Genomic DNA, 14,575 nt, shown 5'->3' with positions numbered 1-14,575 from the left:
TTCCCGGCCCGCCCCGCCGAGCGGGCGCTTACGGCGCGCTGTCCGCCAGCTGGGTGCGCCCCTGGGCGCGGGCGCAGTGTGCGCAGCAGTAGTAGTGGCCCTCCGACTCCATGCCGTGCCCCAGGATGCGGCAGCCGCAGTTCTCGCACACGGGCGCCATCTTGTGGGCCGCGCACTCCAGGCAGTCGAACACGTGCACCTGTCCCGCGGCGCGGACCTCGAAGGTGTGGGGGTAGTCGTTGTCGCAGACCTCGCAGACGGGCATGGACTCTCCTTGGTTCGGGTGCTGAGCCAGCACGGATCGGGTGCTGAGCGAGCACATCGGTACCCCGCACGCCCCGGCCCGGACCCGGCCTCAGCCAGCCGGGCGCACCCGTTGGAGCGGAACCCCGAGGAATACCACTCCACAATTCCCGAAATCATCTCGGGAACAATTGAACTGAACCCTCGGAAAGAAAAGCCGAGTTGAAAATCCACGCGCGATGCGGCAAGAATTCGCGGCACCGAATCCGCGGCATCGAATCCGCGATTCCTTCCGTTCCCCCCACAAGGAGATTTCAGATGTCCCGCTCCCGTACTGCGGCCCTTGCCGCCGCAGCCCTCTCGGTAGCCCTGGCCGTCACCGGCTGCGGCCCGGACGACTCCGGCGACGGGGGCGGCGAAGCCGCGGCCGCCGACTCGGCCCCGGAGGCGAAGCTGGCGCACAAGGTGCCGATGGCCAAGGTGTCCGAGCTCGCCCACGCAAAGGGAATGTGGGTGACCGAGAAGAATTTTGTGAAGGCCGATGTGAAGAAGATCGTCGGCTATCCGCCGGCGGGTGGAGCGCCCGCCTGGACGGTGCCGCTGACCGGTGAGACCTGCTGGACCTCGCCCGAGCCGACGAAGGACGGACTGATAGCCGTCGTCTACGAGAACGGCAAGTCGAACTCGGTCTGCACCGAGGTCGGCGTCATCGACCTCAAGCAGGGCAAGATGCTCTGGCACCGGCAGGCGATGGAGAGCGGCTCCGCCGTGATGTTCGACGAGGTGACCATCGGCAACGGCACCGTCGCCGCCGCAGGCACCAGCGGCAGCGCGGGATGGACCGTCGGCGGCAAGCAGCTGTGGGGCCCCTCCTCGGACGCACGCTGCCCGGCCGAGGGGTACGCCGGAAGCGACGAGAAGCTGATCGCCGTCCGCGACTGCGGTACGACGGACAGCCCCCGGCTCAAGGTGCAGACCGTCAACCCACGCACCCGCGCCGCCACCTCCACCTTCTCGCTGCCGGCCGGTACGGAGAACGTGCACGTGGTCTCCACCGACCCGCTGGTGCTCGCAGCCGACGACGGCAAGGCGCAGGGCGGCTCGGGCGTCTCCCGGTTCCTGTCCGTCGACGACAGCGCGGCACGCGGCCGGCAGCTCGCCGACATCCAGGTCAAGGGCGGGAAGTACGGCAAGTACAACGCGGACTGCCCGGCCACCGAGGTGACCGACTGTCAGAACCTCGCGGTCGGCAAGGAGGCCGGCGTGCTGTACCTGGGTACGGAGAAGCCTCTGAAATCCGGCTCCGAGGCGGACAACGACATCGTCGCCCTCGACCTGCGGACGGGTGAGCGCAAGGCGCACGTCGAGGGCACCGACGCCGGTGAGATGGCGCCCATCGGTCTCGACAAGAGCGGCAATGTGCTCGTCTACCAGAAGGCCAACATGTACCGCGAAGAGGGCGGCGCGGTGTGGCAGCTCGACGCACGCACCCTGAAGAAGAAGCCGCTGCTGCGGAACGAGGGCTCCGCCTACAAGACGGAGACCTCGTTCGAGATCGGCGACTCCCGAGTGCGGTATTCAGCGGGGCGGCTGTACCTGGGCCACGACGACGCAAGCAAGCCCTCCACCGGAGGGCCCACCCCGCTGGCGGTCGTCTACAGCACCAAGGGCTGACCGCGCCGTCCCGCTCAGTCGAACCAGCGGGCCGCGGCCAGTTCCGCCGCCCGTTCCGGGTCCTCCAGCAGCGCCGTGACCTCGAAGCGGCGCGGCCAGGCGCCGGCCGACCAGGCGAGCGCCGAGGCCAGGCCCTCCAGGGTGGCGGCGTGCAGGGTGCCGTCGGGGGTGCGGCGCCAGTCGAGGTCCACACCGCCGATGGTCAGCTCCTCGTGCTCGCGGTAGCGGTCAGGAACCCTGGGCAGCAGTTCCCGTACGACGGCGGGCACCTCGCGCTCGGTGCCCGCCGATTCGGGCACCTGATGCGCCACGGCCTCGCTCGCGCACCGCACCTCCAGCAGCGCTGCCAGCTCTCCGGCGTCGGGCGGCGCCACCGGCAGCAGTGGCCTCTCCCCCACCAGCAGGAGGGCGTCGGGGGCGTCGGCGATCAGCGCCTCGGCCGCGTCCACGACGACCGTCCCGCCGTCCCGCACCGCACGCAGTTCGTCGGGCAGCGTCACCTCAGCGGGGTCGAGCCCGGCGGTGGCCAGCAGGGTGTAGAGCCCGTGCAACTGGGTGGGCTCCACATCCGATTCCGGGTCGGCGAGCCTGCGCAGCAGTTCGGCGGGGCCGCCCGGCTCCGCCACCAGTGCGGCGGCGGTGGTACGGACGCCGAGCGCGCGCAGCACCCCCTCATCGGTGACGTCGCCCGGGTCGGCCTCCTCGTACAGCCCGCGCAGCAGCGGGTCGGCGCCGGCCGCGCGCAGACCGGCCGGACGGCGGCCGTCCAGCACCGGATGGCCGCGCAGCCACCAGGCGGTGTACGGGCGTACGTCGGTGACCGTGCCGTCGCCGAGCCGCACCCGCACCGGCGCGGTCAGCGCGTCCCGCAGCGGCGGCCGCGCCAGCATCGCCAGCGCCTGGGGCCAGTGCGCGTCGTCCACCAGGTCCAGGTCGCGTACGGCCACGAACTCGACGGCCACCGGGGGCACGGAGGCCGCGGCGTCGTCGGCGTGGCCGTCGGCCGCCAGCTGGTCGAGCACGTCCTCGCACCACACGTCCACGGCGTCCAGCAGCCCCGGGTCGTCCGGCTCGGGGTAGTCGCCGTCGCGGGGCTCGAAGCCGTCCGGGTCGAGCACCACGTCCTCTGCGCGTACGAGTGCGAAGTCCGCTTGGACGCCGACGGCCGTCAGCGGCTGCTCGCCCCAGCGTTCGGCCAGCTCCGCGTCGCACGCCGCCAGCTCGCCCTCGCGCAGCACCCGGGCGAACGGGGAGCCCGGATAGACCAGTTCGGCGGCCGGTGCCGGATCGCCGTCCTCGTCGGGCAGCGCCAGAGCGCCCAGCCACGGTTCGTCGCCGGGCGCCAGACGCGCGTCACGGACGAGGCCCAGGACGGTCTCGGCCAGCTCGTCCGGGTCCAGCGCTCCGGTGTCGAGGCTGTCGTCCCATGACTCCTCGGCGTCCAGCGAGGCGGCGACCGCTGCCCGCACCTGCGGGGTCGTCAGTACGGCGCGCGGGGTGGCGGGCGTGGCACCCAGCCGCTCCAGCAGCGGATGAACGGCGTCCGGGTGCGCCGCCTTCAGCCCCAGGCGGGCCAGCTTCCCGGGCGGTACGGCACCGTCCGGCAGCGGCAGCAGCACATGGCGCGGACCGACCGCCGTACGCGCGTCGGCCAGCGGCACCGGCAGCCCGGTCAGCCGCTCCGGGTCGACGCCGGCCAGCGAGTCGTACAGTCGCCACCACCAGCCCGGCTCCCGCTCCACACCGGTGAGCCGGTCGATGGCCTCGCCCAGCGGGACGCGGGGGACCTCCAGCACCCGCAGCTCGGTGCGGCGCTCCAGCCCGGCGGGCAGCAGGCTGGGGAAGAGTTCGGCCAGTACGGCTACTGTCGCGGCGCCCGCGCCCTCGACGATCTCGGCGTCGCGGGGCCGCAGCGCGTACGGCTCGTCGGCTTCGGTTTCGGCCCGGGTGGCCGCGCTCGCCAGGAACGGGACGTCCGGCAGCCGCTCCAGCACCATGGCGCGCAGCTCGCCGTCGAGCTCGCCCGCGCCCAGCGGCCCTGGCACCAGGTCGACGGTGCTGGTGGCGACCGGCCGCCAGTCGCGCAGCAGCGCGGCGTAGGCGTCGGCGGCGCGGGCCAGCAGAAAACGGGTCAGCGGCCCGGGCGCCACATGGCGCCTGGTGGGCTCCAGCGGGAACGAGGCCAGCAGCAGCGCGGGGAAGCCGACCGGCTCATCGGTGGGCGTCGGCGCGTGCAGGCACGCTGCCGTACGAGGCTTTGCGGGCGCTCCCTCGTCGTCCACCGGTACCGCCCAGGTCACCGACCAGGTGGGACGGGCGCGCTCCTCCACCGGCCGGTCGGCGAGCAGTTCCGGGTCGGCGATGCCGCTGTCCTGCGCCAGCCGCCACCGGGTGCTGCCGGCGGCGGAGTCCTCGATCCGGACACAGCCGCCCTCCGCGCGCCGGGTGAGGGTGCGGGCCGGTCCGTCACCCGTCTCGATGACGACCTCGGCCAGGCCGGGCAGCGCCAGCAGCAGCGCGTCGTCCACAGCTGTCAGCAGCCGCAGGGTCAGCGAGAGCGCCGCCTCGTCCCGCAGCGGGAGCAGCACGGCGGTGTCGTATCCGGCGGGCACCACGGACGGCTCGTACCGGGCGGGGAACGGCAGCCGCAGCAGCGGCACATGCGCCTCGCGCCGGTCGAACTCGGCCGCCAGTTCGGGGTTGGCGGTGGCGGCCTGCCGGGTCAGCTCGCGGGCCTCGGCCAGCGACCAGCGCACACCGTCACCCGCCGAGGTGGTGACGGCGGGCTCGTCGGTGACGGCCAGCACCGCGGAGAAACCGACACCGAAGCGGCCCACCGCGCCCCGGTCGGTCTCGGCGCGCTTGGCCGAGGCGCGCAGTGTGGACAGCGACTCCACACCGGCGGCGTCCAGTGGCTCCCCCGTGTTGGCGGCGGTCAGCGTCCCGCCGGCGAGGGTGAGCCGGAGCCGCCCCGGTACGCCCGCCCGGGCGGCGGCGTCCGCGGCGTTCTGGGCCAGCTCCACGACCAGGCGGTCGCGGTAGCCGCCCAGTGCCAGGTCCTGCTCGGCGTTGGCGTCCTCCCGGAAGCGGGCGCTGGACGCCTTCCAGGCGTCCAGCACGCTTTGCCGCAGTCGTTCGGTCCCGAACGTGTCCCTCACGAGGCTGGCCTCCTCGGCATGTGCATCCTCCCCTTGGCCCCCGTTGCGCACCGCCCGCACCTGCGGGTGCGCTGTGGCTGGTCGCGCAGTTCCCCGCGCCCCTGACGGGGCGCAACTGATCCCGCGAAGCTCGGGCAGTCTGCTCCCCCGGACTCCCTCCGCAAAATGCGGCGGCTACCTAGTCCCCGAAGGGGTCTGCGACCGTTTCGTCGATGACCGGCGGCGGAGGCTGCGGAGCCTTCGGCATGACGGCGGCCTCCGAATGGCCCCCGCAGCCGAAGGCGAGGGAGACGACGTGGCCGTCGGCGGGGCTGTACTCGTTCGAGCAGACCCCGAACGCCTGCCGCAGCGAACCGGCCAGCGGCACCAGGAAGCCGCAGCTCGTACAACTGGCCGGAGCCGCCTGGGCCATCGGCGTCTTGGGGCCGTGCGACTCCTCCCAGCGGTCGGCCGCAGCGTGCAGCCCGTACCGGGAGAGCACCCGCGGCCGTCCCATGCCCAGTTCCTCGGCGACGGCGCCGAGGGCGGCGCGCGAGTGCCCCCGCGCCTCGGGCTCCTCCTCGGCGACAGCCGAGTCCGGCGGCGGCGCGTCCGCTCCCGAGTAGCCGGGCTCCAGCCGCAGGTCGTCGGCGTCGGTCGGGAGCAGATCGCCGGGCCCCAGGTCGCCGGGGCGCAGCCGCTCGCTCCAGGGCACCCACTCGGGGGCCAGCAGCGCGTCGGGCCCGGGCACCAGAACGGACTCGTCGACGGTCACGTTCTTGGCGCGGGAGGCCCGCGCGACGGTCACCGCCCAGCGCCAGCCCCGGTACCCGGGCTCCCGCGCCTCGAAGAAGTGGGTGACCACACGGTCCGCGTGGGGGTCGGGGACGGCTTCGAGCCACGCGCCGACGGTGCCGGGCGCGGCGGCTTCCTCGGCTGCGGCACGGGCCAGCTCGACAGCCTCGGCACACAGTCGGTCGGGGGCGCGCCGGCTCCGCGCGCCACGGCTCGTACTCCGCGTCGCGGCACTCATGCAGCACTCACAAGAATCGTCTCTCCTACGCCGTCGCGCCGTTGTCGGCGTGCGCTGCCCGTACGGCCACGAGTGGAGGGGCGGGGTCGGGGACGGAGCGGGACCGGGTGGCCGCTGCGACGTCCGCGCCCGCGCTCAAAGGCCATACGGTGCGCACCGTTCACCCACGCTACCCCACAGGGTCACCCGGGGAATCCGCAGCCAGCCGTCCCCGCCCTCCGGCAGAAGCCGGCGGCGAGGGGACGACAAGGAGAGGAGACGTGGCGGAAAGGAACTGAACGGCGTGTTTCGGGGCACACTGACCGCGTGCCTGTCGACAAGCCCGGCAAACGCAGCACACGCGGCAAACTCCGCGGCGTGGGACGCGCCGCGGGCGCGCTGCGGCGCCCGCCTGCCGCGCTGGGCCGCCACATCCGGCGGGCCACGCACGCCGAGGGCGCCGGCGAGTCGGGGCTGGGCAGGCTGATCGAACTGCACGCCGTCAACTCGGCGGGCGACATGCTGATCACGGTGGCGCTGGCCTCCACCGTCTTCTTCTCCGTCCCCACCGGCGAGGCCCGCGACCGGGTGGCGCTGTACCTGGCCGTGACGATGGCGCCGTTCGCGCTGCTGGCGCCCGTGATCGGCCCGCTGCTGGACCGCGTACCGCACGGGCGCCGCGCCGCGATGGCCGCCGCGATGCTGGCCCGCGCGCTGCTCGCGCTGACCATGGCGGGCGCGGTGGCGACGGGCGGCCTGGAGCTGTACCCGGCCGCGCTGGGGGTGCTGGTCTCCTCCAAGGCGTACGGAGTCGTACGGTCCGCGGTGGTTCCCCGGCTGCTGCCGCCACGGGTCTCCCTCGTCAAGGCGAACTCGCGGGTCACACTCGCCGGGCTGCTGGCCACCGGTGCGGCGGCGCCGGCCGGGGCGGGGCTGCATCTGCTGGGCGAGCAGTGGCCGCTGTACGGGGCCTTCGCGGTCTTCCTCGCCGGGACGTTCCTCTCCTTCTCCCTGGACCACAAGGTGGACTCCGCCAAGGGCGAGCGCCCGGCACGGCTGGCCCCGGTGGCACCGGTGATGCCCGTCCCCGGTGCCGAGGAGCCCCGGGAGCAGGCGGCTCCGCGGCCCGGGCTGCGTACGGTCGGCGTCTCGGTGCTCAGCGCGCTGTTCGCCAACTCCGCGCTGCGTGCCCTCTCGGGCTTCCTCACCTTCTTCCTCGCCTTTCTGCTGCGCGAGCACCCCTTCCAGGGGGTGGGGGCCGTCGTCTCGCTGGGGCTGGTAGGGGTGGCGGCGGGTGCCGGGAACGCGCTGGGTACCGCCATCGGGGCCTGGCTGCGCGCCCGCGGCCCTGAGGTGATCATCACCTGTGTGCTGTTCTGCGCCCTCGGCGCCACGATCACCGCCGCACTGCTGTACGGCACCGTCACCGTGACCGCCGTCGCCGCCACCGCCGGGATCACGCAGGCCCTCGGCAAGCTGTCGCTGGACGCGCTCATCCAGCGCGACGTCCCCGAGCAGGTCCGCACCTCCGCCTTCGCCCGCTCCGAGACGCTGATGCAGATGTCCTGGGTCGTCGGGGGCGCCCTCGCCATGGCGCTGCCGCTGATCGGCCGGCTGGGGATGGGGGTGGCGGCCGGTGTGGTGGCGGCGGGGGTGCTGACGGCGGTGCGCGGACTGCTGAGGGCAACCCGCCGCGGCACACCGAACCCGCGTGCGGCGTGACACCGGCACCCGCGTGCGGCGTGACGCCGGCCCATCACGCTGTGCCACCAGCCCGCTACGGCGGACGCGGCACGCCGTACCCCCGCGTCGTACGGCGGTGCGGGCCCGATAGCCTGCCCGCATGAGCAAGCTCGCGCGGCAGGGCCGCATGTCGTCACAGTCGAGGCGGGGCGTGCGCACCGCCACAGCGCTCGGTGCCGCCTCGCTCGGCCTCGTCGCCCTCTCGGCCTGCGACCAGCCGTCCCCCATGGTGACCGTGACCGTCGGTGACGACTCGGTGTCGACCGAGGCCGCCTGCTACGACGACGGGAAGGCGATCCCGTCCATCAACGGGAAGTCCGTCCCCCAGGGCGAGCTGCGCAAGTGCCTGGCCAAGGCGCCCGACGAGACGATCTCCGTCGACACGGGCGAGAAGGTGCGCATCGGCGTCGACCCGAAGACGGCGCACGACGGGTGGCTCGTCCTCGTGGACGGGTCCGGCGTGCTCCCCGAGCGGCTGAAGAAGACCTACTACTCGCTCCCGGGCAACGAGCTCTTCCAGGAGCGGGAGCCCGGGAAGGCGCCGGTGACGAAGAAGCGCGTCCAGCTGACCGTGGTGCAGACCTCCGGCGGCGACTTCAACGGCGTCTGGCACATCACCCTGAAGAACACCTCGGGCGAATAGGCTCCCTGGCCTTCCGTCCGGAGAGGAGGCGACGAGGTGCTGTCGGCGTACCGACGGGTACTGGTGGTCGCGGCGGTCGCCGCTGAGCGCGAGGCCGTCGTCGCCGCCGCGGAACGCACCCGCGCCCCGCACCTCGACGTCGTCGCCGCCGGCGTGGGCCCGGCTGCCGCGGCGGCCGCGACCGCGACGGCGCTGGTGACGGCCGCGCACCAGGCGCGCCCCTACGACCTGGTGATCGCGACCGGGATCAGCGGCGGCTTCGCGGCCAGCGGCGTCCACGTCGGTGACACCGTCGTCGCCGACCGCATCGTCGCCGCCGACCTGGGCGCCGAGACCCCGGCGGGTTTCGCCTCCGTCACCGAACTGGGCTTCGGGCACGCCGAGCACACCCCGCCGCCGCACCTCGTACGGGCGGTGGCCGAGGCGACCGGCGCCCGCACAGGACCGGTGCTGAGCGTCTCGACGACCACCGGCACCCAGGAGCACGCCGAACAGCTGCTGGCGCGCCATCCGGACGCGGCGGCGGAGGCGATGGAGGGCTTCGGCGTCGCGGAGGCGGCGCGGGCGCACAGCGCCGAGCTGCCCGTCCTCGAACTGCGTACGGTCTCCAACGCCGTCGGACCGAGGGACCGGGCGGCCTGGCGCATTCCGGAGGCCCTGGCGGCTCTCACGACCGCCTTCGGGAAGCTGGTCCCCCAGCAGCACACAGAAGGACTCCCGTCATGAGGACTCCCGTCATGGACACCAACGCCATAACAGCGCCGCTCTCCATCGCCTACTCGCCCTGCCCCAACGACACCTTCGTCTTCGACGCCTGGGCGCACGGACGGGTGCCCGACGCGGCTCCGCCGAAAGTGACGTTCGCCGACATCGACGTCACCAACGGGATGGCCGAGCGCGGCGAGCTGGACGTACTGAAGGTGTCGTACGCCGTACTGCCGTGGGTGCTCCAGGAGTACGCGCTGCTGCCGTGCGGCGGGGCGCTGGGCCGGGGCTGCGGACCGCTGGTGCTCACCGCTCGGCCGGGCGGCCCCGCGTCGCTGAGCGGCAAGCGGGTGGCGGTGCCGAGCGAGCGTTCCACCGCGTATCTGCTCTTCCGGCTGTGGGCCGCGGCCGAGGTGCCGGGTGGGGTGGGCGAGGTCGTGGTGCTGCCCTTCCACGAGATCATGCCCGCCGTACGGGACGGCGCCGTGGACGCGGGGCTCGTCATCCACGAGGCACGGTTCACCTACCAGGAGTACGGGCTGCACAAGCTCGCCGACATGGGCGAGCACTGGGAGGCCACGACGGGGCTGCCCATTCCGCTGGGAGCGATCATCGCCAAGCGGGCGCTCGGCGACGGGACGTTGCGGGCGCTGGCCGACACGATTCGCACTTCCGTGCGGATGGCGTGGCAGGACCCGTCTGTGTCCAGGCCCTACGTGCTGGAGCACGCCCAGGAGATGGACCCGGCGGTGGCCGAGCAGCACATCGGGCTGTACGTGAACGAGTTCACCGAGGGGTTGGAGGCGGACGGCTATGCGGCCGTGCGCGGGTTGCTGGAGCGGGCCGCCGATGAGGGTTTGGTGCCGGCCCTCGGGCCTGAGGCGCTCGCTTTTCCTTGAGCCTGCCCGGCGCCTGCGGCGGGGGCCCGCCGTAGGCGCTTCGTTGGTCGGCCGGGTGCCCGTGCGTCTCGGCTGAGCGCGCCCACGCGGCGGAGCCGCATACAAGACAGGGCCCCGCGCCCCTGGCGGGGCGCCCCTGACGGGGCGCCCCCCTTTACACGTCCAGTTGGTCGGCGACTGCGCGGAGCATGCCGGCGATCTTGCGGCCGTGCTGTTTGTCCGGGTAGCGGCCGCGCTCCAGGGACTGGGAGACGCCGTCCAGCAGTGTCGTCAGGTCCTGCACGATGGAGGCCAGCTCGTCCGGCTTGCGGCGCTGGGCCGCCGCCACGGACGGGGCCGGGTCCAGCAGCGTGACGGAGAGCGCCTGGTCGCCGCGCTGTCCGGCGACGACGCCGAACTCCACACGCTGTCCCGGCTTGAGCGCGTCGACGCCGTCCGGGAGCACCGACGAGTGCACGAAGACGTCACCGCCGTCGTCGCGGGAGAGAAAGCCGAAGCCCTTCTCGCTGTTGAACCACTTGACCTTGCCGGTAGGCACGTCTGTCCTCGTCCTCGTACTCGTCCGGATACACCGGGCTGCGGCTGCTGGAAACTGGCTGACTCTGCTGCGCCGGGGCGGGCCAGGCCCCGAGACATCCCCGAACCCCGACCCCCGATCCCCCGGAATAGCAGTCGGGCGGGCCGCATGACCCGCCACCACCAAGGTTAATGGCCCGGGGCGCCGTGGCAAGGTGCCACCGAGGGCGGGTGCCGTCGGTGGTTCCCGGCCGGACGTGCTCCGGGCGGCCCGAGTGCCCGCTGGGGGAGCACTCGATCCCGGATCTACCCTGTGTGGGTGAACACTGAAACTCCGTCCGCCGGTGATCTTCTCGTACGTATCGGCGGGATCGTCTTTCTGATCGGCGCGGTGGCCACACTCGTCACGGTGGCACCGCTGTTCCTGGGCACCGACCCGTTCCCCGCTCCCGCCTACTTCGTCTGCATGCTGATGGGCCTCGGCTTCCTGCTGGCGGCCGCGGGCGTCGTCCGGACGGCACGCGCCCAGCGGCGCCGAGCCGCCCAGTAGGAGGCGGCGCGGGGCAAGCCGCCGACCGGCGACTGCCGGCCGCTAGCCGCGGGTGAAGTCGGCGAACCAGGCGGGGAACGCCGTCAGGTCCGGCAGCACCACATCGGCGCCCGCCTGGGTGAGTTCGGTCTCGTCACACGGGCCGGTGGCGACGGCCACCGAGGCGGCGCCCGCCATCCGCGCGCCCCGGACATCGCCGACGTGGTCCCCGACGTAGACGGCCGCACCGTGCGCGGTCAGCGCCTCCGCCTTGCCCTCCGCCCACAGCTCACCCGCCAGTACGTCCGGGGCGAGTCCGAGGTGGTCCAGGTGCAGCTTCGCGCTCGGCCCGTGCTTGGCGGTCACCACCAGCGTGCGCCCGCCCGCCGCTCGTACGGCCTCCAGCGCCTCGTGGGCGCCCGGCAGCGCGGGGGACGGTTTGATGGCGTAGTCGGGGTAGAGGGCGCGGTAGCGCTCGGCCATCGCCGGGATCTGCTCCTCGGGGAACCAGTACGCCATCTCCTGGACCAGCGGCGGGCCGAGCCGGCTCACGACCAGGTCGGCGTCGATGGCCACGCCCGTCTCCTCCGCCAGCCGCCGCCAGGCCGCGTGGATACCGGGGCGGGAGTCGATCAGCGTCATATCGAGGTCGAAGCCGACGGTTGGACCGGGCGAACCGCTCGACGCCGACGCCGGGGTGGGGGACGACTCCGACGCCGGGTCGGAGGACGACGCCGACGCCTCGGCCGGGGAATGGGCGTGCGAAACCATGCCGGTCATTGTGCCCGGACCAGCACCTTGCCCGGTGGCCCGCCCGGGCGCGGGCCTTCCGTTACGGCGTCGCCGGGTACTTGGTGGCGCTGGTGACCTGGCAGGAGTAGACCATCCGCTCGTTGGTGGAGTGCGAGACGTCCACGGTGACCGTACGGCTGCCACTGGGGCTGACGGTCACCGTCTTGAAGCGGGTGCCGATGGTGCGGGTCGCGATCGAGGAGTCGGGCGAGGAGCCGATCTTGAAGGTGACGGTGAAGTTGTACTTGAACGCCTGCTCGCTGGAGGCGTTCTGGATCTCCACGTCATAGCTGATCTGACCGAGCGAGCGGCTGTAGCGGCACCGCTCGCCGTCGACCTCACCGAGCGCGCTGGAGTTGTACGTGGGCGGCGCGGACGGCGTCGGCCGGTCGGTACTGCCGCCGGTCAGGCCGCTGGAGCTGGAGCCGCTGTCGGAACCGCCGCTGTAGCCGCCGGAACCGCCCGGCGAGGGCAGCGACGGCGCGGACGGCGCCGACGGCATGTCGTCCAGATCGCCCAGGCCACCGAACGCCTTGTCCTTCGGATCGTCGGCGCAGCCGGCGAGGCCGGCCGTGGCGACAAGGACGAGACTCGCGGCCCCAATGGCCCGACGTATACGCATGAGATCCCCCGTTGAGAGCGCTTGCGCTCGAAGCTGCTACCGCTTGTACTTGTACAAGCTTGTACTGGAACGCCGCCTCGATGTCACGGCAGTTGCCAGGTCATGACAGTCCCGAAGCACTGAACCGGCAGAGTAACCGATGCGGAACGGCCGCGGCTCTCGCGCCTGCGGCGTTCTTCCACCCCTGGGAACTTGGGTACCTTTGGCGCTCAGGTCCCAGCAGGTCCCAGCAGATCTCAGCCCATCCCGGCAGATCTCGGCAGAAGTTTCACATACGGGGGAACGATGAGTCAGCCTTGGCCGCCACAGCAACAGCCCATGCAGCCCATGCAGCCCGCGCCGCACATGCAGCCGATGCCGCCGGCGCCCCCCATGCAGCCGGGCTACCCGTACCAGCCAGGCTTCCCGCCGCAGCGCCGCGGCAGCGGTGCGAAGGCGTTCCTGCTCGGCTGGCTCATCTCCGGCTTCGGTGCGACGGCGTTCGCCCTGCTGCTCCTCGCCAGCTATGAGGACCTGTCCAAGGTCGGCATGCGGGTCCTGTACATCGTCTTCGCGCTCGGACTCGCCCTGGCCGTGGGCGGGGTGGCCGGCAAGATGGGCGGGCCCAACCCCGGTGCGTATGTCGCCCCGGCCCTGCTGGCCATGCTCGCCGTCTTCATGGGCGTCTGCAACGGCTTCGTTTTCGTGCTGCTCGACGCGGGCGGCGCCGATGCCTTCGAAGCGATGATGGAGCACGAGGCGGGCGCCCCGGCCGAGTTCTGGTGGAAGGGCCTCAAGGGCGGCATCGCGCTCCTCGGCCTCGCCGTCGCGGGCGGCGGCACCTTCGGCATGGCCAGCCTGATCGGCAAGCGCGCGAGGTAGCCCGAGGGGCTCAGCCCTGGGAGGGTCTTCTGGACCGCCAGACCAGGTAGAGGGCGCTGGCTGTCGCCGCCACGCGGAGCGCGACGGGGAAGGCGTCGCTCATGGCCTCGCGCAGCGCGTCGCCGCCCTGGGCCAGATGAGCCCCCCACCGGCCGGTCGCGCGGCCCCACAGCCAGACGGCTGTGCCGCCGAGCACCACGCCCGGCATGCCCAGGACCGCCCACTTGCCCTCGTTGCGGCTCAGTTTGGGCGACCACCAGGCCGCCAGCCAGCCCACCGCCAGTGGGATGAGCGAACCGAGGACGGCGCCGGCCACCAGCAGTACAGCGGCGGCCCACTCCACCACGCCGCCGCGCCCGCTGCCCTGCTCGCCCTTGCCGCGCAGCAGGCGCCGCAGCAGCACGGCCGCGCCCAGGCCGGTCGGGGTCGTCGGCGGGGACTCGGCCGGGGGAGCCGACGCCGGGGCCACCGGTACCTGTCCTGCGGGCTGTGGCGCGGCGGGGGCGTGCGGAGTTGCCCGGCCCTCGTCGCTCGGCGGCGGCTTGAGGACTTCCGGCAGCTCGATGCCGCCCACGAATCCCGGCACCGGCTCCCCCGCGGCCACGGCGTTGGTGCCGCCGGGGCCGGTGCCGAAGGGGCTGGGGTCCACGCGCCACCAGTCGGGGTCGGAGTCCTCGTCCCCCAGTTCGTCGAGGCCGGCCAGGTGCGGGGACGAGGCGCCGAAGGCGGCGGTGGGGGTTCCGGTGCCGGTGCGCTGCGCCGGCAGGGTCGGAACCGCGGGCTCGGGCTCCGGTTCGGCGTCGCGCGCCGGGCGCGGTGCCTGCGGGGTGTCGGCGCCCTTCGAGCCCCTGCCGCCTGCGGTCGGGGCCTCTGAAGACGGCATGGGGGCAGCGGGGCGGGGGCTCTCCCCGCCGGTGGCGGACGCCACCACCTCCTCGGGGCGGCCGAGCCGGTCGAGGATCTTCTGCACGGCGGCCTTGGTGACCGCGCCGCCCTCCGCGGCCCGCGCCCGGTCGATCTCGCCGCGCAGGCCGCCGACGAGCCGGGCGCGTTCGGCAGCGGTCATCCGCGTACTGTGCGCCAGGTCCCCGACCCGGCTCAGATAGTCGAAGACAAGCTGATCGCTCTCGATCCCCACCAAGTCCCCGCAGCCCGCTAGCCCTTCAAGCCTCCGCGAAGACCGTACCGCGCGAACGGTC

14 protein-coding genes are annotated in these 14,575 nt (G+C 73.3%); 7 read left to right on the top strand and 7 right to left on the bottom strand.

What is annotated here, in order from left to right; genetic code table 11:
- Positions 1 to 28: 28 nt before the first annotated feature.
- Positions 29 to 265 (bottom strand): hypothetical protein, encoded by a 237-nt coding sequence (locus HC362_RS18475; RefSeq protein WP_209265439.1) that lies wholly within the window; start codon positions 263 to 265, stop codon positions 29 to 31.
- Positions 266 to 561: 296 nt separating this feature from the next.
- On the opposite strand from HC362_RS18475, the gene HC362_RS18470 reads away from it, so the two are divergent.
- Positions 562 to 1,917: a PQQ-binding-like beta-propeller repeat protein gene (locus tag HC362_RS18470; protein ID WP_243085032.1), complete on the top strand. Its 1,356-nt coding sequence runs from the start codon at positions 562 to 564 to the stop codon at positions 1,915 to 1,917.
- A gap of 14 nt (positions 1,918 to 1,931) precedes the next feature.
- Here the strand turns inward: HC362_RS18470 and HC362_RS18465 are convergent, their stop codons facing one another.
- Positions 1,932 to 5,075 carry a molecular chaperone Hsp90 gene (locus HC362_RS18465; RefSeq protein ID WP_243085031.1) on the bottom strand — a complete coding sequence of 1,048 codons (3,144 nt, stop codon included), beginning with the start codon at positions 5,073 to 5,075 and terminating at the stop codon, positions 1,932 to 1,934.
- A gap of 178 nt (positions 5,076 to 5,253) precedes the next feature.
- Positions 5,254 to 6,087, bottom strand: coding sequence for a DUF3027 domain-containing protein (locus tag HC362_RS18460; protein ID WP_243085030.1), 834 nt, complete (start codon positions 6,085 to 6,087; stop codon positions 5,254 to 5,256).
- Between the two features lie 306 nt (positions 6,088 to 6,393).
- On the opposite strand from HC362_RS18460, the gene HC362_RS18455 reads away from it, so the two are divergent.
- The 4 genes from HC362_RS18455 to HC362_RS18440 all read left to right on the top strand — a co-directional run bounded on the left by HC362_RS18455 (position 6,394) and on the right by HC362_RS18440 (position 10,056).
- Entirely contained in the window at positions 6,394 to 7,788 is a 1,395-nt protein-coding gene (locus HC362_RS18455) for an MFS transporter (RefSeq protein ID WP_243085028.1), read from the top strand.
- Between the two features lie 121 nt (positions 7,789 to 7,909).
- Entirely contained in the window at positions 7,910 to 8,452 is a 543-nt protein-coding gene (locus HC362_RS18450; protein ID WP_243085026.1) for a DUF2771 domain-containing protein, read from the top strand.
- Positions 8,453 to 8,488: 36 nt separating this feature from the next.
- Positions 8,489 to 9,178: a futalosine hydrolase gene (locus tag HC362_RS18445; RefSeq protein WP_243085024.1), complete on the top strand. Its 690-nt coding sequence runs from the start codon at positions 8,489 to 8,491 to the stop codon at positions 9,176 to 9,178.
- Complete coding sequence (locus tag HC362_RS18440) at positions 9,175 to 10,056, top strand: 1,4-dihydroxy-6-naphthoate synthase (protein ID WP_243085023.1); 882 nt, start codon at positions 9,175 to 9,177, stop codon at positions 10,054 to 10,056. Before HC362_RS18445 ends, HC362_RS18440 begins: the two co-directional genes overlap by 4 nt.
- Before the next feature lie 154 nt (positions 10,057 to 10,210).
- On the opposite strand, the gene HC362_RS34915 is transcribed toward HC362_RS18440, so the two are convergent.
- Complete coding sequence (locus HC362_RS34915) at positions 10,211 to 10,594, bottom strand: cold-shock protein (RefSeq protein ID WP_099882193.1); 384 nt, start codon at positions 10,592 to 10,594, stop codon at positions 10,211 to 10,213.
- 297 nt (positions 10,595 to 10,891) lie between these two features.
- Between HC362_RS34915 and HC362_RS18430 the strand changes: the two genes are divergently transcribed.
- The gene (locus tag HC362_RS18430; protein WP_243085021.1) at positions 10,892 to 11,122 is read left to right on the top strand and encodes a hypothetical protein; all 231 of its coding nucleotides are present in this window, start codon (positions 10,892 to 10,894) and stop codon (positions 11,120 to 11,122) included.
- Between the two features lie 42 nt (positions 11,123 to 11,164).
- Here HC362_RS18430 and HC362_RS18425 read toward each other — a convergent pair whose 3' ends face one another.
- Together HC362_RS18425 and HC362_RS18420 are read right to left on the bottom strand one after the other, a co-directional pair.
- Positions 11,165 to 11,881, bottom strand: a complete 717-nt coding sequence (locus HC362_RS18425; RefSeq protein ID WP_279240119.1) for an HAD family hydrolase — start codon at positions 11,879 to 11,881, stop codon at positions 11,165 to 11,167.
- Between the two features lie 52 nt (positions 11,882 to 11,933).
- Complete coding sequence (locus HC362_RS18420; protein WP_243085020.1) at positions 11,934 to 12,515, bottom strand: hypothetical protein; 582 nt, start codon at positions 12,513 to 12,515, stop codon at positions 11,934 to 11,936.
- A 318-nt stretch (positions 12,516 to 12,833) separates the two neighbouring features.
- On the opposite strand from HC362_RS18420, the gene HC362_RS18415 reads away from it, so the two are divergent.
- A complete protein-coding gene (locus tag HC362_RS18415) occupies positions 12,834 to 13,376 on the top strand; it encodes a hypothetical protein (protein ID WP_243085019.1) in 543 nt (180 codons plus the stop codon).
- 10 nt (positions 13,377 to 13,386) lie between these two features.
- On the opposite strand, the gene HC362_RS18410 is transcribed toward HC362_RS18415, so the two are convergent.
- Positions 13,387 to 14,514: a hypothetical protein gene (locus HC362_RS18410; protein WP_243085018.1), complete on the bottom strand. Its 1,128-nt coding sequence runs from the start codon at positions 14,512 to 14,514 to the stop codon at positions 13,387 to 13,389.
- Between the last annotated feature and the right edge of the window lie 61 nt (positions 14,515 to 14,575).

Origin of the sequence: Streptomyces sp. 891-h, from assembly GCF_022760275.1 — a bacterium.
GTDB classification, from domain to species: Bacteria; Actinomycetota; Actinomycetes; order Streptomycetales; family Streptomycetaceae; genus Streptomyces; species Streptomyces spirodelae.
The sequence above is the reverse complement of the archived record's forward strand: the minus strand, read 5'-3'. Positions and strand labels throughout refer to the sequence as shown.